The organism is Agathobaculum faecis, from assembly GCF_014287995.1.
GTDB classification, from domain to species: Bacteria; Bacillota; Clostridia; order Oscillospirales; family Butyricicoccaceae; genus Agathobaculum; species Agathobaculum ammoniilyticum.
Map to the genome: position 1 here is coordinate 33,696 of NZ_JACOPL010000010.1, position 22,314 is coordinate 56,009.

Genomic DNA, 22,314 nt, shown 5'->3' on the forward strand with positions numbered 1-22,314 from the left:
CATTTTGCAGGCGGGCGCGGGACGCCGTGTTATAATAGGGAGCAGCTAAGGAAAATAACAGCTTCCAAAAGGAGGATTTATAAAAATGACATTCAAACAGGTGCTTTCGTTTTTTTTGACCGGCGCGACGGTGCTGTCCATGTCGGCCACCGCACTGGCGGCGGACACCGCGTCCGACGTGGCGGAGGATACGGGCGCCAATACGGTGGTGGATGGGCTGGAGACTGCCCTGCCGGCCGACGTGGCCGATACCGCGTGGTATGCGCCGGCGGTCCACTATGTGCTGGAGCAGGGACTGATGGATCTTGCCGCGCCGGTGGACGCGGGCTTCTGGCCGCTGCACGCGGTCAGCCGTCAGGCGGTTGCGGACGCGCTCTACCGTGATGCCAAAAACAGGGACGAAAAGCTGACAGCGGGCGCCGCGGGCATGGGCATCCGCGAGATGGCCGACTACGCGGATATCGGTCAGGACTACTATCTGGCGATGACTTTCTGCTTTGACGCAGGCATCCTCACCGGCGACGACGAGAAACGCCTGCGCCCTGGGAAAACGGTTTCCCGCGAGGAGTTCGCGGCGATGCTGACGCGCTACCTCGGCCTGCTGGAGGAGAACGGCCTGACCGAAACTGTGCCGGGCGACGGCATGGCCGTGCAGGAGTTCACCGACGCTTCGCAGATCTCGGATTGGGCGGCGGACAGCGTTGCGTTCTGCCTGAAGAATGGGCTGATGAACGGCAACACGGACGGTTCGTTCGCTCCGCAGGGCAATGTGCTTCGCGCGGAACTGGCGCAGGTTTTGAGAAACATCGCCTCGGATGCCGGCCGGTAAGACAACCCCAAAAGAAAAACCGCTGTATCCGGGTGGATACGGCGGTTTTTTGCCTGTGCCGAGGCAGTCAGTCAAAGATGGAAAACTCGATCTCTTCGAGCGAGTAGCCCTCCTCCAAAATCATCGGCGCGCGCAGGTTGTTATCCGCAAGCGCGGCCGGCAGGTGGGCGATGCTCATGTGCAGCTCGCTTCCGCCGCCCTCCCGCGGGGACAGGAGCAGGCTGCCGCCGTGGGCCTGCGCGATGCGCTGGATCAGGGGCAGACCGAGGCCGAGCGGCGCGCCGCAGCGCGCCAGGGAAAGGTAATCGTCCAGCGAAACCTGCCGCTCCCAGCCAGTCAGGAGCGCTTCAAACAGCTCCGCATCCAGGCCGGGGCCGCGATCCGCAACCGTGATGGTCGCAAAGCTGCTGTCGTCGGTCAGGGTAAGGACGATATCGCCGCCCGCGGGGGACGCGTGCAGCGCGTTGGACAGAAGGTTGTATAGAGCCTTTTGGATCAGCTGCGGCTCGATCAGCGCGTCGCAGAAATCGGGCGCGTGTACGGTGATGTTTTTGGTGCCGTGCGACGGGCCGTACAGCACCGCATTGGCCGCGGCCGTCTGGCAGAGAGCCACGAGGTCGGTGCGGTATAGGCGGAGCTGCTCGGTGAGAGGCGGGTCGTGCAGGAAATCGGAATGGGTTAGTATGCGGTGCATACGCAGGCATTGCTTGCGCAGCTCGGCCGCGAGAGCGGGATCCTGCACCTGTTCTGCGCAGGCGAAAAGCGTGCCGAGATACTGCGCGCTTTTTGCGTGCAGTACGCGCAGGCTCCCGTCGTAAGAGGAGCGGTTGTCGTGCAGGAACGCGAGCAGCGCGCCGCCGCGGTGCGGCAGCAGTTCCAGGCGGTATTCGGCGCCGTCCAGCTCCTCATAAACGGTGCGCGGTGCCTGCTGCACGATGCAGTCGCGCAGCGCGCCGGCGGAGGCGCCGCTCAAGAGCTGGTCGATGCGTTCGAGCGGGTGCAGGCCGGTCAGGCGCGCCGCGGCGTCGTTGCAGGCCTCAATATATAGCGTCGGTCCTACTGTGAGCAATGCTGCGTCGTGCAGCGCGGTACGGTTCAGCAGGGCGCGCAGAGCCGCGCTGTCAAGCTGAGAGAAAAATGTATCCGCCATCTCTATCCTCCGAATCGCTGATCTTTCTGTTTCTTTGTGGGTATAAGGCTGCTTACGGACTGCAATACTATATTTTGTATGATGCTTCTATTATACCACCAGACGGGACCGCTTTGCAAAGAAAAATGTACAAAAACCCAGAATATAATGACAAAAATTTCACAAATATTACACCTTGCGGCATATCGTCCAGATAGTGTATAATAAAGCCATCGACAAGAAGATAATTGTCAAAATTGAGGAGGAACACTGCAAATGGCTATTAAAGTAGGTATCAATGGCTTTGGCCGTATCGGCCGTATGGTTTTCCGCGCTGGTCTGAAGAACCCGAATATCGAATTCGTAGCGGTAAACGATCCGTTCATGACGCCGGACTACATGGCGTACATGCTCAAGTACGACACCATGCACGGCCGCTATGACGGTACCATTGAGTATGACGACAACTCCATCACCGTGGATGGCAAGAAGGTTCTTTTCCACGCTGAGATGGATCCCAAGAACATCCCGTGGGGTAAGGACGGCGTTGATTACGTTGTCGAGTCCACCGGCGTTTTCCTGACCAAGGAAAAGGCGCAGGCGCACATCGACGGCGGCGCGAAGAAGGTCATCATGTCCGCCCCGTCCAAGGACGACACCCCGATGTTCGTTATGGGCGTTAACCAGGACACCTACACCAAGGATATGACCTTTGTTTCCAACGCTTCCTGCACCACCAACTGCCTGGCGCCGATCGCCAAGGTTCTGGACGAGGCGTTCGGCATCACCGAGGGCCTGATGACCACCGTTCACTCCACCACCGGCACCCAGAAGACCGTTGACGGCCCCTCCAAGAAGGACTGGCGCGGCGGCCGTGCGGCTTCCGGCAACATCATCCCGTCCTCCACTGGCGCTGCCAAGGCGGTAGGCAAGGTTTACCCGAAGCTGAACGGCAAGCTGACCGGTATGTCCATGCGTGTTCCGACCTTGGACGTGTCCGTTGTTGACCTGACCTGCAATCTGGCTAAGCCGGCCACCTACGACGAGATCTGCGCGGCGATGAAGGCTGCTTCTGAGAAGCCGCTTTCCGAGGGCGGCCTGAAGGGCGTTCTGGGTTACACCGACGAGGACGTTGTTTCTTCCGACTTCCTGGGCGACGAGCGCACCTCCATCTTCGACAAGAAGGCTGGCATCGCGCTGACCGACACCTTCGTCAAGGTTGTTTCCTGGTACGACAACGAGTGGGGCTACTCCAACAAGCTGCTGATGCTCATCGAGCACATGGCTGAGGTTGACAACAAGTAAGTCAGTCCTGTAGCAACGTAAAACCAAAAGACCTCTTGTGATCTGCACAAGAGGTCTTTTTGTGAAAGGGGAAAACTGTGTGAAGCGGGATAAAATGCTGCGCGGCGTGCTGCTGACGCTGACGGGCGGTATCTTTTGGGGGCTTTCCGGCGCCTGCGGCCAGTTCCTGCTGCAGGCAAAGGGCGTACCGACCGGATGGCTGGTTTCGGTGCGCCTGTTGTCGGCCGGCGCGATCCTGCTGCTGCTATGCTTGCTGCGGGGCGAAAAGCAGGTGTTCCGCATCTGGAAGCAGGACACCGCCGGCATCCTGGTGTTTGGCGTGCTGGGCATGAGCATGTGCCAGTATACATATTTTTCCGCAATCACATACTCCAACGCGGGGACCGCCACCGTGCTGGAGTATCTTTCGCCGGTCCTGATCCTGGTGTACCTATCGGTCCGCAGCCGCCGCCCGCCACGGGGCATTGAGGTGCTGTCCATCCTGCTGGCCGTGGGCGGAACCTTCCTGCTGGCGACGCACGGGCATCCGGGGGAGATGGTCCTGTCCAGCCGTGCGCTGTTCTGGGGGCTGCTGAGCGCGGTAGCCATGTCGATCTATGCGGTGCAGCCGGTGCCGCTGCTGCATAAATACGGTGCGGCGCTTGTAACAGCATGGGGCATGCTGCTCGGCGGCACGGCGCTGTCCTTCCTGTTCCGCCCGTGGCGGATGCCTGTGACGCTGGACGCCGGGGCGGTCAGCGCGCTCGCGGTCGTTGTTCTGGTCGGCTCGGTCGCGGCGTTCACGCTGCATCTGGAGGGGATCCGATTGGTCGGACCCGAGAAGGGCAGCCTGTTTTCCTCGATCGAGCCGGTGTCCGCGACGGTGCTTGCCGTTCTCTGGATGAAAGCGGATTTCAGCCCGACCGACCTGATCGGCTTTGCACTGATTTTGTCCACCATTTTCCTGCTTGCACGGGATAAGCAGGAGGAATAGGGTGTATGGCAGTAAGCGTCCCCTGGTTTCCTTAGGGAAGCCAGGGGACGCTTTTGTTTAATAACAGCAGGTGAGCTGGTGCTCCTTGCAGTACTGCAGATACTCCTGTGATGGTGCAAGGTCGGTGACCAGAAAATCGAAATCGCTTAAGCGTGCATAGGTGGAAACCGCCACCAGTTCGAATTTGGTATGATCTGCCAACAAATACCGTGTCTGGCTGTTCTTGGTGATCGTGCTTTTGAGCGTACTCTCCCCAACAAAGGTATCGGTCACACCACTTCGCAAGCTGATGCCGGTTGTACCCATAAAAGCCTTTGTGATATTGAAGCGACTTAGCTCAGCGGGGTCGTCTACGGTTAAAGATGCGGTTTTTACGTTCAGACGGCCGCCGAAAGAGATTACATTAATCTGGGGATAGTTCATACATTCCATGATCACATATAAATTGTTGCTCAAAATCGTGACCGAACGTTCAGCAAGATAAGGGAGCATGGTCAGTGTGGTAGTACCAGAATCGATGTAAAGCGTATCCCCGTCGTTGACATGCTGTGCGGCCAGTTTACCGATATATTGCTTCTGATCGGTCAAACAGATGTTTCGCTCGGTAAATGACGCAACGGGACGTCCGATATCGCGGTGCCTGGGGCGCGCGCCCCCATACACCTTTTCTATCACTCCCTTTTCCTCCAGCATGGAGAGATCGCGGCGGATCGTAATTTTAGAACGCTGGAATGCTACACATAAATCGTCGAGAGGAACAAAATCGTGCTTACGGATATATTCCTCCATTTGGTCGAGACGAGAAGTGCGAACGGCCATTTAAGACATCTCCTTTCGTGATTTTTAGGGAAGATGACCTTGTTATTTACCTTTATGATACCTTATCTTTCCACTTTCGTCAATAAGAGAATAAATAATAATGAAACAAATATTATCATTAAAAAGATGAATATTATCATTTAAATATACAAAAAGGAAAGGTTAAGTTTGTATATTTTTAAATATGTCAAATATTGATCGAAATATTGACAAATATTATCGCATGTGTTAAGTTAATGTTAAACAAGAGAGAGATGATTTATTATCGATCAATTTATAAAAATATTTTTGATAAAATTTGATCCAATCTATAAAAATCGATATTATGAAGCGGGAAATGAGTGATGAAATGGATATTATCTGTATTGGCCTGTTAATGTGCGATATCATCGTCAAACCGGTGACCGAAAAGGCGCTGTCTTTGGACGCAACGCCGGTAGACACGATACAGATGCTGCCAGGTGGGGATGCCTGCAATGTAGCCTGTAACGCGGCGGCGCTCGGTATGGAAACCGCGCTTGTCTCTGTCGTAGGGGATGATCCAAATGGCGCGTTCCTTCGGCGCTGGCTGGACGAACGGCATATCGATATCCGTTCGCTGGCAGTACGGGGCGGGCAAACAACTGGCACCAGTATCGCTTTGATTGAACCGAACGGGGAACGGCATTTTCTGACCAATACGGAGATATTCGATACGCTTTACGCGGAGCAGGTGCCGGAGGAGTGGCTGCGGCAGGCACGCCTGCTCAGCCTGAACGGCCATTACCGGCTGAAGAATCTGGACGACGGAGGGATCGTGCCGCTGTTTCAGAAAGCAAGACAGTATGGAGTGAGAACTGTAGTCGATACGGTTTGGAACCGGAAAGGGGAATGGCTCCCACGCATTGCGCCTACCCTGCGCCATACAGATATCTTTTTGCCGAGCTACCAGGAAGCGGTGCAGATCACAGGTGAGACCGATGTCCGAGCCATGCGGAACGTGCTCAAGCCGTTCGGATTATCAGTATTTGGCGTTAAGCTGGGAGAGAAGGGCTGCTATATGACGGATTTCAAGGAAGAGTTTTTCCTGCCAGCGTTTCCAGTGGAATCGATCGCTTCCACTACGGGGGCAGGAGATTCCTTCGTTGCGGGATTTGAAGCCGCACAGCTTCTGTCGCTCGATCTATATGAGAGCGCGTTGTTCGCATCGGCTGCCGCCTCCTATACCATACAGGCGCCCGGTGCGGTCGGCGGCGTACCGGACGTGGAAAGTGTCCGGCAATATATCCGGAAAAACCGGCACCTGGTAGAAAATATTGCACAGTAGAGAAAGGAGAGTACAGAGTTGAGAGCGCTTGTCAATACCAAAAACATGTTGCTGCATGCCTATGATCACCACTATGCGGTCGGCGCATTCAATGTCAACAATATGGAGGTGATCCAGGGGGTTGCAAAGGCGGCGAAAGAACAGCGGTCGCCAGTCATCCTACAGGCATCATCCTTTACGGGCCAATATGCGGATTTAGGCTATATCGTCGGCATCGCGGAAAACGCGGCGCGGCTGGCGGATGTGCCGGTCGCCCTGCATCTGGATCACGGCGAAGATCTGGAGACCTGCAAGGAGTTCATTCAAGCTGGCTTTACTTCAGTCATGATCGACGGTTCCCACCTTCCCTATGAGGAAAATGTGGCGCTGACGCGAAGCGTCTGCGAATATGCGCACCGGTATGACATCACGGTGGAAGGCGAGCTGGGAACGCTGGCCGGTGTTGAGGATGGCAGGAGCGCGGAACAGTCACTCTATACCGATCCGGAGCAGGCGCGCGACTTTGCCGAACGGACAGGGGTGGATTCCCTCGCAATCGCCATCGGTACCAGCCACGGGGCTTACAAATTTAAACCGGGACAAAAGCCGATGCTGCGGTTTGATATTCTGGAGCAGGTCAGCCGGCTGATGCCGCGTCTGCCGATCGTACTGCACGGGGCATCGTCAGTTAACCAGGAGGATATCGCGGAGATTAATGCAATGGGAGGTGACATCAGCGGAGCAATCGGTATTCCTGAGGAAATGCTGGCACAGGCGTCTCGGCTTGCGGTCTGCAAGATCAATGTGGACACCGATCTCAGGCTTGCTATGACAGGTGCGATCAGAAAATATCTGCATGAAGCGCCGGAACAAATTGATTACCGGAAATACATAGGTGCCGGCAGGGATCACTTGGCTGAACGCGTATCCCATAAAATGAAAAATGTATTTTTAAGCGCAGAGCGCTATTAAAGCATCCAACTATTAATTTTACAGCAGAAGAGAGGAGAAAAAGGAATGAAAAAACTGATCGCAGGAATGCTGGCAGCAATAATGGCTTTTTCCCTGGCCGCATGCGGAGGAGGAACGGACAGCAATGCAAACCCGGGCGGTGAAAACCCGGGCGGCGGACAGAGTGCTGCGGCGGAAGCCACCACGTTGAAATTCAACCTGGTCAAATCCAATACCGATCCCCAGTATGAGTGGTATGGCCGGTTTTTTGACGATCTGGAGGCTGCTTCAAATGGAGAGATCGTCGGCGAGATATATACCACGGAGAGCCTGGGTCCGACAGCGGACGTGATCGAACAGGCTGCGCTGGGTGAACGCGTGGTTGCGGACTGCGACCTGGCATGGCTGGCAAACTATGTACCGGATATGGCGGCGATTATGTCCCCGTATCTGATCCAGAAGCCGGAGGAGATTATGGCGATATGGAATTCTGAGGTATTCCAGGATATGTGTACCGAGTTGGAAGCTCAAGGGCTGCATTTGATCGCGCTGAATTATGAGGGGACTCGTAATCTGCTGACGAAAAAAGATATCACCTCCCGTGCGGATGTCAACGGGCTCAAGATCCGCTGCGCTTCCACGACGATGTGGAATGCTGTGGCAGAAATGCTGGGCGGCAATCCGACAAATATCGCCATGAGCGAAACTTACCAGGCGCTCAGCCAGGGCGTGGCGGATGCGGCTGAGGGTGTGTACTCTGTCATGTATTCGAATAAGTGGAATGAAGTACTGTCGCATGTCATCGAGACCGAGCATTTGGTGGGCTATACAGCGATCGTCATGTCCAGTGAAGTTTATAGCACGTTGTCAGACGCGGCAAAAGCGGCGATGGATGAAACCGCTCAGAAATATATGCAGGAATTCTTGGAGTTGTCTGGCGGCGTACAGGATGAATATAAGCAGAAATTGATCGATGCCGGTGTGCAGGTATCCTCAATTGACAAGACTGAGTTTATCGAGGCGGCAAAGAGCATTCCGGATAAGTTCCCAGATTGGACGCCGGGGGTATACGATGAACTGACAGCTGTACTGGAGGAAGCGCGCGGCAATAAATGACGGCAGTTACAGGGCAGCGCTGTCAAGCCGGCGCTGCCCTTGCCGTATCTGAAAGCGCAACAAAAAGAAACGGGAGGATAATGATTGTATGAAACGGAAAGGAGCAAAGCTGGAGAATACCGTTAACTGGGTCGCATCGGTCATTGGCGGTGTTTCATTGGTGGGCATGGTGGTTCTGATTTCTTTAAATGTTATCAGCCGTTTTCTGTTTGCCACCTCATTCAACTGGGCAGAAGAAGTGACCTACATGCTGTTCAACTGGGCGGTTTTCTTTGGTGTTGTAGTGGTCTACCGGTACCAGGGTTTGACGGCAATTGACGTATTGGTAAACGCTCTGCCGGAAAAAGCACGCCGTGTGGTGCTGATCTTGAACTATGCGCTGATCACGGCGATCTGTGTTGCGCTTGTTGTCTGGGGCTGGCAGTTTGCGATGTCTGCATGGACGCGGAAAAGCCCCTCGCTGCATATCCCTTATTTTTTCTTTGATATTCCGATCCCGTTGGCGGCGGTTTGTCTTGCGGGTTATTCGCTGAAATTCCTGGTTCAGACCATTCGGGGGCAGGAAACCGAAGTGGCGGCTCTGGAAGAACGGTCGTAGGAAAGGAGGAGCTGTTTTGGAACAACTGTGGACATGGCTGCCGATTGTAATTTTGTTTGTGCTGTTTTTTATGCGCGTACCGGTGGCATTTGCGATGTTGATTGCTACCGCCCTGTATTTTGTTTTCAGCCCAAATGCAATGAACGTTTTACTGATGTGCCAGAAAATGGTGGCAGCAAATTCGTCATTCGTGTTTCTCGCTATCCCGTTTTTCACCTGTGCGGGTGTTATCTTTAACTATTCCGGCATCACACACCGGCTGATGGTGCTTGCAGATATGCTGGTTGGCCATCTGGTTGGTGGGCTGGGGCATGTCAATATCGTGCTTTCCACTCTGATGGGAGGCCTATCTGGGTCGGCAATTGCAGATACGGCAATGGAAAGCAAGATGCTGGTGCCTGAAATGGAACGCATGGGTTATTCAAAGGCCTATTCCTGCGTCGTTACCGCGGCGTCTGCCTGTATTACGCCGATCATTCCTCCAGGCATTGTATTAATCCTGTATTCTACGGCGTCCAACGTGTCGGTTGCAAGCATGTTTTATGCGGGCTACCTGCCGGGTCTTTGCATCATGGCGACGCTGATGATACTAAACTATGCAATCTCCAAAAAGCGGAATTACCGCCCTTCGCGTACGGAGCGTGTCACACCCCGAGAATTTGGCCGCGCACTGCTGGATGCAGTTTGGGCGCTGATGGTACCGTTCGGCATCGTAATGGGCCTGCGTTTTGGCGCTTTTACGCCGACCGAGGCGGGCGCTATCTCCATCCTTTACGCAATCCTGGTTGGCGCGTTTATCTATAAAGAGCTAAAGTTTGCGCATATCAAAGCAATCATCATGGAGTCGCTGACAGCAACGGCCGGTGTCATGTTCATTCTGGCGGGCGCGCAGGCGCTGTCCGCTTACCTGACTTGGGAACGCATCCCTATGATGATCTCTGAGGCGATCATCAATGGTATCCATTCGCCATACCTGTTTTTACTGATTGTCAACATCCTGCTGCTGGCCATTGGATGCTTTTTCGATGGCGGCGCGGCGATGATTCTGCTTGCACCGCTGCTTGTACCGGTCGCACAGTCTATGGGTATCAATCTGATCCATTTCGGCATCGTTATGTGTATCAACCTGACAATTGCGGGCTTTTCTCCACCGTTCGGCAGTCAGATGTTTACAACTTGCGGCATCTGCAATTGTCGCATTGAGGATTACATTCGGGAGTCACTGCCTTATATGGGGGCGTTGGTAGGCGTACTGCTGGTACTTACCTTTATTCCGGGGATTGTCATGCTGGTGCCGAATCTGCTGGGCGCTTCATAGCGCGGCAAAGAGGGAATCAATATGAAAAATCAGATAGGACTGCACATGGGATATTGGTGGGGAACCGAAGCATCCGATGATTTAAACCGTATTCTGGAGTTAACCGCGCAGGCAGAACTGGAGATACTGGAAGTCAATCCGGCTTGTCTGCTGCGGATGACGCCGGAAGCATGTCAGAAGCTGTTGCGTCGTGCCAAGGACTGCGGCGTACGGTTTACGCTGAACGGCGGCCTGGATGCAACGAATGACATTGCTTCCGGCGACGAAGCGGCGCGCCGAAAGGGCATTGAATACTGTATCCGGGTGTTGGAACGCATGAGCGAGCTGGAAATGACTCTGTGGTCGGGGGTCAACTACTCCGCCTGGCTGCGGGCGCCGCAGCCAGAGGGGGATGCGCAGGAAGAGAAAGTGCGCGCCTGCGGATATGCGGTCCAAAGTCTGCAGCCGATCCTGCGTGCCGCTGAGCGGGAAGGGATTGATTACTGCTTTGAGGTGGTCAATCGGTTCGAGCAATTTCTGTTTAATACGGCACAGGAGGCAGTGGCATTCGCCGAGGCGGTGGGAAGCCCGCGCGCCAAGGTGCATTTGGATACTTACCACATGAATATTGAGGAGGATAATACCTGTGCCGCGATCTGTTTCGCGGGTGTCAGTGGCCGGCTGGGACACTTCCATGCGGGGGAATCCAACCGGCGAGTGCCGGGGGTCGGCGCGTCCAATCTGGACTGGAGAGCGATTGGGCGGGCGCTGCGTCAAGCCGGCTATGCTGGTGCGGTCGTGATGGAGCCGTTTGTGCTGACTACGGCTTTTAATGCCAAACGCACCCGCGTGTGGCGTGATTTGAGCCATGGCGCTACGCTGCAGCAGCTGGTGTGCGATGCACAGACTGGCGGTCGGTTCCTGCGTGGCATACTGGAAGAATAACGGAAAGGAGCGTTTCATGCAGCAGGAGGATAAGATCAGGGAGCTTCAGGTTTTTGCACAACAGATACGGGTAGAAACCATACGCGCACTCGCAACGCTGGGCTTTGGCCACACGGGAGGCACTATGTCGGTTACAGAGGCATTGGCTGTGCTGTACGGCGGCATCATGAAAATCGATCCCCAGAACCCGGGATGGGAGGAGCGCGACTGGTGCGTTATGTCCAAGGGGCATGCGGGGCCGGCAGTATACGCGGCTTTAGGATTGAAAGGTTTTTTTCCTCTGGAGAATATCTACACATTGAACCAGCCGCATACGGATTTCCCCTCTCACACAGACCGCCTCAAGACCCCAGGGGTAGACATGACGACCGGCTCTCTCGGGCAGGGTATCTCGGCGGCGGTCGGCATTGCTTACGCGAACCGGCTTGACGGACGGGACAATCATGTGTTTGTCATACTGGGAGATGGCGAGTGTGACGAGGGCCAGGTATGGGAGAGTGCGCAATTTGCGGCGCATTACGGACTGGACCGGCTGATATGTCTGGTGGATAACAATAAAAGACAATTGGATGGCCTGTGCAGCGAAGTAATGAGTCATGGGGAAGGCATCGGTGCAAAATTTCGTGCCTGCGGTTGGGATGTGGCCGAGGTACGGGATGGAAACGATGTAGAGCAGGTGTATGAAGCAGTAGACCGCGCGTACCATAACGTCGGAAAGCCAGCCTGCATTATATTGAATACAGTCAAGGGGAAAGGATTGCCCCTGGCGGAGCAGACTGGCGCGCATTTTTCCAGCTTTTCAGCGGAACAGTGGCATGAGACGCTTGCATTTGCACAGCGTGAACTGGAACGTCTGACAGCGCAGGCTTGAAAAGGAGGCAGTATGCAGTATCGAATCGCGGGAAAACATGAAATAGATGAGCGGATGGGCGGGGACGGATATGCACAGACGATGGTCGAGCTGATCGCGCAGGATTCCTCCGTTGTCCATATCGACTGTGATCTTGCTGGCTGCAGCAAAGCGTCGGAGATCGCAAAGGTTTATCCGGCGCAGGTGATTAACGCTGGAATTGCGGAAGCGAATGCAGTCGGCATCGCGGCGGGTCTGTCGGCGGCAGGGAAGATACCGTTTGTGCATTCTTTTGGACCCTTTATCTCACGGCGGGCGTTTGATCAGGCGTTCCTGTCCGCGGCCTATGCGAAGCTGAATGTCAAGCTGATCGGTTCGGACCCCGGTATCTGTGCGGCGTATAATGGCGGCACGCACATGCCGTTTGAGGATTGCGCTCTGTATCTGGCAGTGCCGGATGCAATAGTCCTCGATCCGTCTGATTATGTGATGTTTATTAACCTACTGAAAAAGCTGTATGCGTGGTATGGTGTCAGCTATCTGCGCATGGTGCGCAAAAATTCCGCGCGCATATACGAGGATGGCGCGGATTTTGAGATCGGCAAAGGCGTGCTTCTGCGCGAGGGAAACGATGTAACGATTGTTGCATCGGGACTCTTGGTGGACGAGGCCCTTAAAGCGCAGGAGATTCTGTCAGAACGGGGGATATCGGCGCGTGTGATCGATATGTTTACCTGGAAACCGCTCGACGTAGAGCTGCTGCTCCAGTCGGCTGCGAAAACCGGATGCATTGTAACAGCGGAAAATCATAACTGTACGGTTGGGCTGGGCGCGGCTGTGGCGCGCGTGCTTGCAGAGCATTGTCCGATACCAGTTGAAATGGTCGGCGTACAGGATCGTTTTGGACAAGTCGGGGCGATCGGGTTTCTGCAGGAGGAATACCGGCTGAACGCCCGGGAGATCGTCAGAAAAGCGGCGCGTGCAGTCGGCAGGAAACGGCAGTAAAAAAGAGTCCCGCTGCTCCCCCAGGGAGCAGCGGGACTCTTTTTCACTATAGATTATTCCTGCAGGTCGTTGGAGATCCTGCACTTGTCAAACACATAGAACAGCAGGCTCATCAGCATGCCGACGATGGCGGCCAGCGTCATGCCGGACAGGGCGACGTTGCCAAGCGACAGCGTTACGCCCGACAGGCCGGTGACAAAAATGACCGAGGTAAGCACCATGTTGCGGTTTTTTCCGTAATCCACATGGTTATCCACCAGGATGCGCAGGCCGGAGGTGCCGATCATGCCGTACAGCAGGAATGAGATGCCGCCGATGACCGGACCGGGGATGGTCTGGATGAGCGCCGCGAGCGGGCCGACGAACGAGCAGATGATGGAAAGCACAGCCGCGCCGCCGATTACGCGCACCGAGTAGACCCTGGTGATCGCCATTACGCCAATGTTTTCGCCGTAGGTCGTGGTCGGCACCGAGCCGATGAAGCCGGACAGCATGGTCGAGAAGTTATCCGCGAACAGCGAGCGGTGCAGGCCGGGGTCCCGCAGCAGGTCACGCCCGACCACCTTGCTGGTGACGAGCTGATGGCCGATGTGCTCGTTGGCAATGACCAAGATCACCGGCAGGATGATGAGGATAGCTTCCAGGTCGAACTTGGGCGCCTGGAAATTCGGAAGCTGGAATAACGGCTGGTGGAAAGCGGCGATAATGCCGTCCAAGATCACGCGCTCTCCGGCAAAATACTCGGTGACAAGGCCGGCGGCATAGCCGCAGAGGATCGCGATCAGGATCGGGATAACGGACAGGAATTTGCGGAACAGCACGCTGCCCAGCACCGCCACGCCCAGCGTGACGCAGAAGGTAATGACCGAGGCGGTGGTCACGCCGTCCCCCACGATCTCGCCAGTGGAGGCGGCGCTTCCGGCCAGCTCGAGGCCGATCAGCGCGACGACCGGACCCATGGCGGCAGGCGGCAGCACCACGTCTATCCATTTGGTGCCGCATTTGTAAATGACTGCCGCCAGGACGCAGCCGCACAGGCCGACCACCACGAAGCCGCCGAGCGCATAAGGGTAGCCCCAGTTCTGGATGACCAGCGTCGCCGGAGCGATGAACGCGAACGACGAGCCTAAGTAGGCGGGCGCTTTGCCCTTGGTGATGAAGATGAACAGCAGCGTGCCGATACCGTTCATGAACAGTACGATCGCTGGATTGATGTCGAACATAAACGGCACCAGCACGGACGCGCCGAACATGGCGAACATATGCTGGATGGACAGCGGCACCAGCAGACGGGGCGGCACCTTGTCCTCTACCTGGATGATTCTGTTTGTCTGCATTTTTCTTTTATCCCCTCTCATTTCTTTTGCGCCGCGTCGTGCGGCGCTGTATGAAAAACGCGCGGCGGCGTTCCTCAGTCAAACAGGCGCCGGATATCCTCCATGCGCGAGCAGGCCATATTATACCCCATTTCATAGCCCCATTCAAGCTTTTTTACATCCTTTTCAAAGCTCTCAAGCCGTTCGGCGGGCTGGAGCAGCACGGTGTTTTCCGGCTGGGCCGCCGCAAGCCTGTGGCAGAAGCACACCGTTTGATTGTACCGCTTGGGGCGGGACAGCATGGTTGCGGCCAGCCGGGGGTAGCGATGGTGCAGGGCGCGCGCGGCGAACCGCGTGCCGCACGTCAGCTCCTTGCGGTAAGCGTCCGGCTGTGTCAGCACGATCAGGTTTTTGTGGTTGCCGTCGCGCAGGCTTTTCAGGATCGGGATTGGGTCGGCCAGGCCGCCGTCGTAATAGGTTTCGCTGCCGATGGATATGGGCGGGAAATAGATCGGGATGGCGCAGGTTGCGCGCAGCATGGTGCTGGGGCGGTCAAGCCGCATCCCGTCCAGATATTCCGCCTGTCCGGTGCGGGCGTTGGTTACGCCGACCAGCGCGCGCCCGCGGTAGGTGTGGAACGCCTCCCAATCGAACGGGATCAGCTCGTTTGGGATGGTGGAGAATACGAAATCCACGCCGAATACCGAATGGTCGCGCAGCAGGTTGCGCGCGCCCAGATAGCGCTTGTCGTTCCGGTACCGGCGCAGGACCTCCAGATTGCGCCCGCGCTGGCGGGACAGGTAGGAAACCGCGTAGGTGATGCCGGCGGAAACGCCGATCACATAGTCGAACAGAAGATCATGGTCCAGCAGCGCGTCCATCACGCCGCAGGAAAAGATGGGGCGGAACGTGCCGCCCTCCAAAACAAGTGCGGGCATTTTTTCAAACCTTTCTCAGATAACAGGGGCGCGCGGCGCGCCCGTCCGGTACGCCGGAGCCTACCGGCGTTTGCGCGTGGGTGGCTTTTTCCGGCTTTTGCCCCCGCGTGCGCCGCGCCGCCGCTGGGCGCGGTTCCCGCGCGGCTCGTCCGTGCGCTCCCGCGCAGGGGGAACGGCAGGCACATCGGCGGTCGGGAGGCTCCCCTCGGCGGGCGCGAAGTCGATCTGGCCAGTCACCTCGCTCGCGGCGAGCAGCCGCACGCGCAGGGGCGTGCCGATCGTAAAGCGCTTGCCGGTATGGCGGCCCTGCAGTGCCATGTGCTGCTCGTCATACTGGTAGTAATCGCCCGTGAGCAGTTCGATGCGGATCAGCCCCTCGCAGCCGTTTTCCAGCGCGACAAAGATGCCGAACGCCTGCACGCCGGACACCTCCGCGTCAAATTCCTCGCCGACGAAAGGCTTCATATACGCCGCGATGAACAGCTTGTCGATATCGCGCTCGCAGTTGTCCGCGGCCTGCTCGCGGGTGGTGGACTGCGCCGCGGCCTCCTCGCACGCGTTTTGGTCGGCGGCGGTGAACGCTTCGCCGGCGAGCGCCTTTTGCAGCATCCGGTGCGCGACGAGGTCGGGATAGCGCCGGATGGGCGAGGTGAAATGCAGGTAGAATTTCGCCTTGAGGCCGTAGTGGCCGATGCAATCGTCCGCATAGCGCGCGCGGGCGAGCGAGCGCAGCAGCAGCGTCGGCAGGATACGCTGCCTGGGGTCGTTTTTCACGCCGCGCAGCACGGCCTGGAACTGGAACGTATCCTCCGGCTTGCCGGGGTCGATGCGGTAGCCGAACGGCCGCGCGAACTGCGCGAATACGCGCAGCTTTTCCGGATCCGGATTTTCGTGTACGCGGTACACGGTGGGCTGGCCGCGCTTGCACATGAATTCCGCGACCGCCTCGTTGGCCTGCAGCATGAATTCCTCGATCAGCTTTTCGCTTTCTCCCCGTTCGCGGAAGCAGATGTCCACGGGATTGCCCGTTTCGTCCACTGTGATCTGCGCCTCCGGAATATCCAGTTCCAAAGCGCCGCGCTCAATGCGGCGCTGATATAGCGCGTGTGCAAGGCCGTTCATCTTCTCCGCAGTGGGGACGAGGAACGCATATTCCTCCCGCAGCGCCGCGTCGCCCGCGAGGATGCGGTTGACCTTGTTATAGGTCATGCGCGCTTGGGAGCGGATGACGGACTTTGCAAAGCTCGCCCGATAGCGCCGTCCGTCCCTGTCCACCTCCAGGAGCGCGGAAAAGGTCAGCCGGTCCACGCCCGGGTTGAGGGAACAGATGCCGTGCGACAGCGCAAACGGCAACATCGGTACGACATGGCCGGGATAATAGACCGAGGTGCCGCGCCGGTACGCTTCTTGGTCGAGCGGGCTGCCCTGCGTTACATAGTGCGACACATCCGCGATGTGTACGCCGAGCAGGTAATGCCCGTTTTCGAGCGGCTCGAGCGATACCGCATCGTCAAAGTCCTTGGCGTCGTCCCCGTCGATGGTGAAGATCAGCTTGTCCCGCAGGTCGAGCCGCTCTCCGGCGGCGGCCAGGTCGACCGTCTGCGGGATGGCGTCCGCCTGCCGTAGCACCTCGTCCGGAAAGGCATTGAATACGCCGTTTTCATGCAGGATGGCCGCGATCGAGGCCTCCATTGTCCCGTCCTCGCCCAAATCGGCCTGCACCACGCCCTGCGGCGCGGATTTTTCGTCCCCATAGTAAGAGATCGATACCGCCACGCGGTCGCCGGGCCGCGCGTCGCCCAAGTCGTGCCGGTCAATCGTGATTTCGGGATATTTTTTTGAGGTGGGCTGCACGAAAAAGGCGTTTCCACGCTGCACCAGCGCGCCGGTCAGTTCTCTGTCCGCTCGGCGCAGGACGCGCACGACTGCGGCCTCCCGCCGCCCGCGCCCGTTTTTCCGTTCGGAGAGCTTGACCAGCACCCGATCGCCGTGCCACGCGCCGCCCGAGGCGTTGGGCGGGATGAACAGGTCGTCCGGACGGGGCTCGCCCTCGGCTACATCCGGCGTGACGAACGCGAACGCACGCTCGGTGGCGAGGTAGGTGCCGGTGACGCAGCCGTAATGCGCGGAAACAGCGAAGCGGTTTTTCTTGTTTTTCATGACCGCACCGTCCGCGGTCAGGCGGTCGAGCGCGTCCTTTACCTCCTGCTTGCCGGCTTCCGGCAGGGCGCGGCGCAGCTCATCCAACCGCATGGGCTGTGTGAGCAGCGAAAGCAGCCTGCTTTCCAGCGCATGATCTTGCATAAATAGCCCTCCTCTTCCTCTTTTCTTCTGGTATCAGTATACCATCTTTGCTGTCCGAATAAAAGGAAAATTGACGTAAGGCATGGTTTGACGTTCCTCCAGCGGCATGATACACTAAGGATGGGAGAAAATAAGTCCGGCAAAGGAGGAAAAAATGATGAAAGCACTTGTTACCGGCGCGTCCTCCGGCATTGGGAGAGAGATCGCGCGCCTGCTCGCCGCGCGCGGGTATGACCTGATCCTGTGCGCGCGGCGCGAGGAGCGCCTGCGGCAGCTCGCTGCCGAACTGCCCACCGCGTGCCGTGTGATCGCGGCGGATATCGCGGATGAAAGGGAATGCCGCCTGCTGTACGAGGCGGTGCGCGGGGAGGAGCTGGAGGTGGTCGTCAACAACGCGGGCTTCGGCCTGTTCGGTGAATTCGCTTCGACCAGCCTGGAGGAGGAACTGCGCATGATCGACACGAACATCCGCGCGGTGCATATCCTGACCAAGCTGGCGGTGCGCGATTTTGCTGCGCGCGGGCGCGGGTACGTCTTGAATGTGGCGTCCTCGGCCGGCTTTCTGCCCGGCCCGCTCATGGCGACCTACTATGCGACCAAAAACTATGTCCTGCGGCTGACCGAGGCCATACGGGAGGAACTGCGCCGCGCGGGCAGTCCAGTCAAGGTCTGCGCGCTTTGCCCAGGGCCGGTGGATACCGAATTCAACAAGGTGGCGGGCGTGCGGTTTTCGCTCGGCGGCCTGAGCGCGCAACGCGTGGCGCGCGAGGCGGTCGGCGGGCTGTTCGCGGGCAGGGGCGTCGTTGTGCCGGGCGCGGCGATGAAAGCCATGACCCTGGCGCGCCACTTCGCGCCCGACTGCCTGCTCGCGCGCGTCACCTATCATTTCCAGCACAGGAAAAACGGCGGATGACCGCGCAGGAGATCAAAAGGACGCTGCAGCGCGAATTTGTGCGCCTGCTGCGCCGGCCGTTTGCGGCCGCGGTCCGGGAATACGGCATGGTGCGGCCGGGCGATCGGATCGCGGCATGCATTTCCGGCGGCAAGGACTCGATGCTGCTCGCCCTGCTGCTGCAGGATCTGCAGCGCACGGTGGACTTTAAACTGGTGTTCCTTGCCATGGACCCAGGATACGCGCCCGCCGGCCGCGCGCGGCTGGAGGAGAACGCCGCGCGCCTTGCTCTTCCGCTTGAGATATTCGACACCAATGTGCTGCGCGTCGCGGCGCGCCACGCGGCGGCGCATCCCTGCTTTCTGTGCGCGAAAATGCGGCGCGGCTACCTGTACGCCGAGGCGCGGAAGCGCGGCTGCAACAAGATCGCACTCGGCCACCACTATGACGACGCGATCGAAACCGTGCTCATGGGCTTGCTGTACGGCGGTCAGGTGCAGGCCATGCTGCCGCGCATGCGGGCGAAAAATTACGCGGGGATGGAGTTGATCCGGCCGCTTTGCCTGGTGCGCGAGCGCAGCGTGCAGGCCTGGGCGGATTACTGCGGGCTGACGTTCCTCCCGTGTGACTGTCCGGCGAAAGCGCTCGCAAACGATACCCGCCGTGCGGCGGTCAAAAAGCTGATCGCGTCGCTGGCCGCGGAAAACCCACAGGTCGAGGCGAATATCCTCAACGCGGTCAAAAACGTGGATACCGCGAAGCTGCTCGGCTGGCGGGACGGGGCGGGGCGGCACAGCTTTCTGGACAGGCTTTGAGCCGCCCGCCGGAAAGCAAGGAAAACCAATAGGAATACTGGACAGACGCCGGCGGACATGGTATCATAGGAGCAGAAAAAACACGCTTTTTCGGCACACAGTAAAGGAGACTTCTGAACTATGACCATTCGTATCGGTATTTTGGGGTATGGCAATCTGGGCCGCGGTGTGGAGGCCGCGGTTCGCCAGAATCCGGATATGGAGCTGAAAGCGGTGTTCACCCGCCGCGACCCGCAAGCCCTCCGGATCGCGGACGCGGGCGCAAAGGTGCTGCATGTGGATGCGGCAGAAGGCATGAAGGACGAGATCGACGTGCTGGTGCTTTGCGGCGGCAGCGCGACCGACCTGCCCGAGCAGACCCCCAAATACGCGGCCCTGTTCAACGTGATCGACAGCTTTGACACCCATGCCCGCATTCCGGAGCATTTCGCCAGCGTTGACGCGGCGGCGAAGAAAGCCGGCAAGGTGGGCGTTATCTCCTGCGGCTGGGACCCGGGCATGTTTTCGCTGAACCGCCTGTACGCCTCCTGCATCCTACCGGAGGGACAGGACTATACCTTCTGGGGTCGCGGCGTGAGCCAGGGCCATTCGGACGCGGTGCGCCGCATCGCGGGCGTAAAGGACGCGCGCCAGTACACCGTGCCGGTGCCGGCGGCGCTCGAGGCCGTGCGCGCGGGCCGGAACCCCGCGCTGACCACCCGCGAGAAGCATACTCGCGAGGTATATGTCGTCACGGAGGAGGGAGCGGACCGCGCCCGCATCGAGAGGGAGATCAAGGAGATGCCAAACTACTTCTCGGATTACGACACGACCGTGCATTTCATCGACGCGGACACGCTCGCGCGCGAGCATGCGGGCCTGCCGCACGGAGGCTTCGTCATCCGCAGCGGCGAAACCGGCGCCGGCAACAGGCATATCATCGAATATCGTCTGCAGCTTGACTCCAATCCGGAGTTCACGGGCGCGGTGCTGACTGCCTACGCCCGAGCGGCCTACCGCATGGCGCAGGAGGGTATGAGCGGCGCCAAGACCGTGTTTGATATTGCGCCCGCCTACCTGTCCGCGCGGACGGGCGAGGAGCTGCGCGCGCGCATGCTGTAAAAAACAAAAAGCAAACCGGCAAAAAGGATCTGCAGCCCTGCAGCTCCTTTTTGCTTTGCACGCCGGAAAAGAGAAAGGAACGGTGCTCTGTTGAAGCAATCGACCGGCGCCCTGATGCGGCGCTTTGCCCCCTATTTCAAGCCCTACGCGGGCGTCCTGCTGCTCGACCTGTTCTGCGCCGCACTGACGACGCTGTGCGAGATCGGCCTGCCGATGATGATGCGCCGCCTCGCGCAGGTCGGCATGGACGATGTTTCCCTGCTGACGAGCGGACTGGTGCTGCGCGTGGCGGCGCTGTATATCGTGCTGCGGCTGATCGACGTGGCCGCCTCCTACTTTATGGCGAACATCGGGCATGTCATGGGCGCACGCATCGAAACCGACATGCGCTCGGCCCTGTTCGGCCACCTGCAGAAGCTGTCGTTCGGCTATTTTGCAAACACCAAGGTCGGTCAGCTGATGGCGCGCATCACGGGCGACCTGTTCGACGTGACTGAGTTCTCGCATCACTGTCCGGAGGAATTTTTCATCGCGGGGCTGAAGATCGTGGTGTCGTTCGTCATCCTGTGTACGGTCAACGTGCCGCTGACCATCATCATCTTCGCCATTGTGCCGGTCATGGCCATCATCGCGGGCAAGTTCAATATGGCGATGCGCAGGACGTTTGCGAAAAACCGCCGACAGGTGGGCGAGGTCAACGCGCAGGTCGAGGACAGCCTGCTGGGGGTGCGCGTGGTCAAGTCGTTTACCGGCGAGGCGCGCGAGATCGAGAAATTCGAGCAGGGCAACCGCGACTGGCTGGAGATCAAAAAGGAGAATTACCGCTGGATGGGCGCGTTCACCGCAACCACCCGCGCGTTTGACGGATTGATGTATATTGCGGTCATCATCGCGGGCGGCCTGTTCATGGTACACCGCCGCATCGACCCCGCGGACTTTATGGCTTACCTGCTGTATGTGGCGACGCTGCTCGCGACCATCCGCCGCATCGTGGAGTTCGCCGAGCAGTTCCAGCGCGGCATGACCGGCATCGAGCGGTTTTTCGAGGTCATGGACGTGGAGCCGGATATTGAGAGTCCGGAAAACGCGGAAAAGCTGCCGCGCGTACAGGGCAATATCCGTTTTGAGGACGTCTGCTTCGCCTATGCGGACGACCCGAATACGCCGGTGCTCGACCATCTGGAGCTGGACATTCGGGCAGGGCAGAGCGTGGCGCTGGTCGGCCCGTCGGGCGGCGGCAAGACCACGATTTGCAACCTGATCCCGCGGTTTTACGATGTGACCGGCGGCCGCGTCACGGTGGACGGGCATGACGTGCGCACGGTCGAACTGGATTCGCTGCGCGGACAGATCGGTGTGGTGCAGCAGGATGTGTATCTGTTTTCAGGCACGATCTTTGACAATATCGCCTACGGGCGGCCGGGCGCGACGCGCGAGGAGGTCGTCGAGGCGGCCAAGCAGGCGGGCGCGCACGAGTTCATCAGCGCCACGCAGGACGGCTATGATACCTTTGTCGGCGAGCGCGGCGTGCGGCTGTCCGGCGGGCAGAAGCAGCGCATTTCGATCGCGCGCGTGTTCCTCAAGAATCCGCCCATCCTGATTCTGGACGAAGCGACCAGCGCGCTGGATAATGAATCCGAGCGCTTGGTGCAGCAGTCGCTCGAACGGCTGGCCAAGGGGCGCACGGTGCTGACCATCGCGCACCGCCTGTCCACCATCCGCAACGCGGACAAGATCGTCGTGCTGACCGAGGACGGCGTGGCCGAGCAGGGGACGCATGCCGAGCTGCTCGCGCGGGGCGGCGCGTACGCGCACCTGTATCAACTCGCCACAGAAGACTGAAAAA

20 protein-coding genes are annotated in these 22,314 nt (G+C 58.3%); 15 read left to right on the forward strand and 5 right to left on the reverse strand.

The window, feature by feature from the left end; genetic code table 11:
• Nucleotides 1-85: 85 nt before the first annotated feature.
• The gene (locus H8S45_RS11195) at nt 86-829 is read left to right on the forward strand and encodes an S-layer homology domain-containing protein (RefSeq protein ID WP_147574263.1); all 744 of its coding nucleotides are present in this window, start codon (nt 86-88) and stop codon (nt 827-829) included.
• A 67-nt stretch (nt 830-896) separates the two neighbouring features.
• Here the strand turns inward: H8S45_RS11195 and H8S45_RS11200 are convergent, their stop codons facing one another.
• Nucleotides 897-1,979 (reverse strand): ATP-binding protein, encoded by a 1,083-nt coding sequence (locus tag H8S45_RS11200; protein WP_054328006.1) that lies wholly within the window; start codon nt 1,977-1,979, stop codon nt 897-899.
• A 255-nt stretch (nt 1,980-2,234) separates the two neighbouring features.
• Between H8S45_RS11200 and gap the strand changes: the two genes are divergently transcribed.
• Both gap and H8S45_RS11210 read left to right on the forward strand, forming a co-directional pair.
• Nucleotides 2,235-3,263: a type I glyceraldehyde-3-phosphate dehydrogenase gene (gene gap, locus H8S45_RS11205; RefSeq protein ID WP_054328005.1), complete on the forward strand. Its 1,029-nt coding sequence runs from the start codon at nt 2,235-2,237 to the stop codon at nt 3,261-3,263.
• A 61-nt stretch (nt 3,264-3,324) separates the two neighbouring features.
• Nucleotides 3,325-4,236: a DMT family transporter gene (locus H8S45_RS11210; RefSeq protein ID WP_054328004.1), complete on the forward strand. Its 912-nt coding sequence runs from the start codon at nt 3,325-3,327 to the stop codon at nt 4,234-4,236.
• Nucleotides 4,237-4,293: 57 nt separating this feature from the next.
• On the opposite strand, the gene H8S45_RS11215 is transcribed toward H8S45_RS11210, so the two are convergent.
• Nucleotides 4,294-5,055, reverse strand: coding sequence for a DeoR/GlpR family DNA-binding transcription regulator (locus H8S45_RS11215; RefSeq protein ID WP_054328003.1), 762 nt, complete (start codon nt 5,053-5,055; stop codon nt 4,294-4,296).
• A 337-nt stretch (nt 5,056-5,392) separates the two neighbouring features.
• Between H8S45_RS11215 and H8S45_RS11220 the strand changes: the two genes are divergently transcribed.
• The 8 genes from H8S45_RS11220 to H8S45_RS11255 all read left to right on the forward strand — a co-directional run bounded on the left by H8S45_RS11220 (nt 5,393) and on the right by H8S45_RS11255 (nt 13,102).
• Nucleotides 5,393-6,361, forward strand: a complete 969-nt coding sequence (locus H8S45_RS11220) for a carbohydrate kinase family protein (RefSeq protein WP_054328002.1) — start codon at nt 5,393-5,395, stop codon at nt 6,359-6,361.
• 18 nt (nt 6,362-6,379) lie between these two features.
• Nucleotides 6,380-7,312 (forward strand): ketose-bisphosphate aldolase, encoded by a 933-nt coding sequence (locus H8S45_RS11225; protein WP_256435209.1) that lies wholly within the window; start codon nt 6,380-6,382, stop codon nt 7,310-7,312.
• 45 nt (nt 7,313-7,357) lie between these two features.
• Nucleotides 7,358-8,407, forward strand: coding sequence for a TRAP transporter substrate-binding protein DctP (dctP, locus tag H8S45_RS11230; protein ID WP_054328001.1), 1,050 nt, complete (start codon nt 7,358-7,360; stop codon nt 8,405-8,407).
• Between the two features lie 88 nt (nt 8,408-8,495).
• Nucleotides 8,496-9,005: a TRAP transporter small permease gene (locus H8S45_RS11235; protein WP_107631281.1), complete on the forward strand. Its 510-nt coding sequence runs from the start codon at nt 8,496-8,498 to the stop codon at nt 9,003-9,005.
• Between the two features lie 16 nt (nt 9,006-9,021).
• Nucleotides 9,022-10,323, forward strand: coding sequence for a TRAP transporter large permease (locus tag H8S45_RS11240; RefSeq protein WP_054327999.1), 1,302 nt, complete (start codon nt 9,022-9,024; stop codon nt 10,321-10,323).
• Nucleotides 10,324-10,344: 21 nt separating this feature from the next.
• Entirely contained in the window at nt 10,345-11,247 is a 903-nt protein-coding gene (locus tag H8S45_RS11245) for a sugar phosphate isomerase/epimerase family protein (protein WP_054327998.1), read from the forward strand.
• Entirely contained in the window at nt 11,201-12,118 is a 918-nt protein-coding gene (locus H8S45_RS11250) for a transketolase (RefSeq protein WP_242977873.1), read from the forward strand. The genes H8S45_RS11245 and H8S45_RS11250 overlap by 47 nt, the downstream gene beginning before the upstream one ends.
• Before the next feature lie 12 nt (nt 12,119-12,130).
• Nucleotides 12,131-13,102 carry a transketolase family protein gene (locus H8S45_RS11255; RefSeq protein WP_054327996.1) on the forward strand — a complete coding sequence of 324 codons (972 nt, stop codon included), beginning with the start codon at nt 12,131-12,133 and terminating at the stop codon, nt 13,100-13,102.
• Nucleotides 13,103-13,155: 53 nt separating this feature from the next.
• Here H8S45_RS11255 and uraA read toward each other — a convergent pair whose 3' ends face one another.
• The 3 genes from uraA to rnr all read right to left on the reverse strand — a co-directional run bounded on the left by uraA (nt 13,156) and on the right by rnr (nt 17,660).
• Nucleotides 13,156-14,439 carry a uracil permease gene (gene uraA / locus H8S45_RS11260; RefSeq protein ID WP_054327995.1) on the reverse strand — a complete coding sequence of 428 codons (1,284 nt, stop codon included), beginning with the start codon at nt 14,437-14,439 and terminating at the stop codon, nt 13,156-13,158.
• Between the two features lie 74 nt (nt 14,440-14,513).
• Nucleotides 14,514-15,356 carry a patatin-like phospholipase family protein gene (locus tag H8S45_RS11265; protein WP_054327994.1) on the reverse strand — a complete coding sequence of 281 codons (843 nt, stop codon included), beginning with the start codon at nt 15,354-15,356 and terminating at the stop codon, nt 14,514-14,516.
• Nucleotides 15,357-15,416: 60 nt separating this feature from the next.
• Nucleotides 15,417-17,660, reverse strand: coding sequence for a ribonuclease R (gene rnr / locus H8S45_RS11270; RefSeq protein ID WP_054327993.1), 2,244 nt, complete (start codon nt 17,658-17,660; stop codon nt 15,417-15,419).
• A 157-nt stretch (nt 17,661-17,817) separates the two neighbouring features.
• On the opposite strand from rnr, the gene H8S45_RS11275 reads away from it, so the two are divergent.
• From H8S45_RS11275 to H8S45_RS11290, 4 genes are all read left to right on the forward strand, one after another.
• Nucleotides 17,818-18,573: an SDR family NAD(P)-dependent oxidoreductase gene (locus H8S45_RS11275; protein ID WP_054327992.1), complete on the forward strand. Its 756-nt coding sequence runs from the start codon at nt 17,818-17,820 to the stop codon at nt 18,571-18,573.
• A complete protein-coding gene (locus tag H8S45_RS11280; RefSeq protein WP_054327991.1) occupies nt 18,570-19,367 on the forward strand; it encodes a tRNA 2-thiocytidine biosynthesis TtcA family protein in 798 nt (265 codons plus the stop codon). Before H8S45_RS11275 ends, H8S45_RS11280 begins: the two co-directional genes overlap by 4 nt.
• Before the next feature lie 120 nt (nt 19,368-19,487).
• On the forward strand, nt 19,488-20,468 hold the full coding sequence (locus H8S45_RS11285) for a diaminopimelate dehydrogenase (RefSeq protein ID WP_054327990.1): 981 nt from the start codon (nt 19,488-19,490) through the stop codon (nt 20,466-20,468).
• Nucleotides 20,469-20,582: 114 nt separating this feature from the next.
• The gene (locus tag H8S45_RS11290) at nt 20,583-22,310 is read left to right on the forward strand and encodes an ABC transporter ATP-binding protein (RefSeq protein ID WP_186950116.1); all 1,728 of its coding nucleotides are present in this window, start codon (nt 20,583-20,585) and stop codon (nt 22,308-22,310) included.
• Nucleotides 22,311-22,314 lie beyond the last annotated feature (4 nt).